Raw genomic sequence first — 1,095 nt, forward strand, 5'->3', positions numbered from 1 at the left:
GCCTCGAAGACCGCCTCGGCCGCCACCAGCCCGGATTTCATGGCGGTGTGCAGGCCCTTGATCTTGGCGAAGTTCAGGGTGCCGGCGTCGCAGCCGATCAGCAGGCCGCCGGGGAAGGTCATCTTCGGCAGGCAGTTGAGCCCGCCCTTGGCGATGGCCCGGGCCCCGTAGGCCACCCGCTTGCCGCCCTCGAGATGCGCCTTGAGCACCGGATGGTGCTTCATGCGCTGGAACTCGTCGAAGGGCGAGAGCCAGGGGTTCTGGTAGGAGAGGTCCATGATCAGCCCGACCACCACCTGCTGGTTCTCGGCGTGATAGAGGAACCAGCCGCCGTGGGTGCGCTTGTCCAGTGGCCAGCCGGAGCCGTGCAGCACCAGCCCGGGCTCGTGCTGCTCGGCGGGGACGTCCCACAGCTCCTTCAGGCCGATGCCGTAGTGCTGAGGGTCCTTGCCTGCATCGAGCTCGAAGTCGCGGATCAGCCGCTTGCCCAGGTGGCCACGGGCGCCCTCGGCGAACAGGGTGTACTTGGCGCGCAGCTCCATCCCCGGCATGTGGCCGTCCTTGGGCTGACCGTCGGCGCCCACGCCCATATCGCCGACGAGGATCCCCTTGACCCCCTCATCCTCGACGATCACCTCCTGGGCGGCGAAGCCGGGGAAGATCTCCACGCCCAGCGCCTCGGCCTGCTCGCCCAGCCAGCGGCACAGGTTGCCGGCGCTGATCACGTAGCGGGTGGACTCTCCAGCGTGGTTCTGGCCGCCGGTGTTATGCATGCTCTTGGGCACCAGGGCGTTGGGCAGCTTCTGGGCCTTCTCGGCATCCTTGAGGAGGTAGAGCTCGTCGCGGGTCGCGGGGGTGGTCAGCGGCGCGCCGCGCTCCTCCCAGTCGGGGAACAGCTCGTTGAGGGCGCGGGGCTCGAAGACGGCCCCGGAGAGGATGTGGGCGCCCACCTCGGAGCCCTTCTCCACCACGCACACGGTGAGCTCCTGGCCGGCCTCATTGGCCTGCTGCATCAGCCGGCACGCCGCCGACAGGCCCGAAGGCCCGGCACCGACGATCACCACATCGAAATCCATGGAATCGCGTTCGACTTGT

At 68.6% G+C, this 1,095-nt stretch carries 1 protein-coding gene; it reads right to left on the reverse strand.

Translation table 11 applies throughout. The features are described from left to right. The coding region (locus FEI13_RS18785) for an NAD(P)/FAD-dependent oxidoreductase (protein WP_240036581.1) at positions 1-1,095 on the reverse strand (1,095 nt) is incomplete at both ends.

Origin of the sequence: Halomonas urmiana (genome assembly GCF_005780185.1) — a bacterium.
In the GTDB taxonomy this organism is placed as follows: Bacteria; Pseudomonadota; Gammaproteobacteria; order Pseudomonadales; family Halomonadaceae; genus Halomonas; species Halomonas urmiana.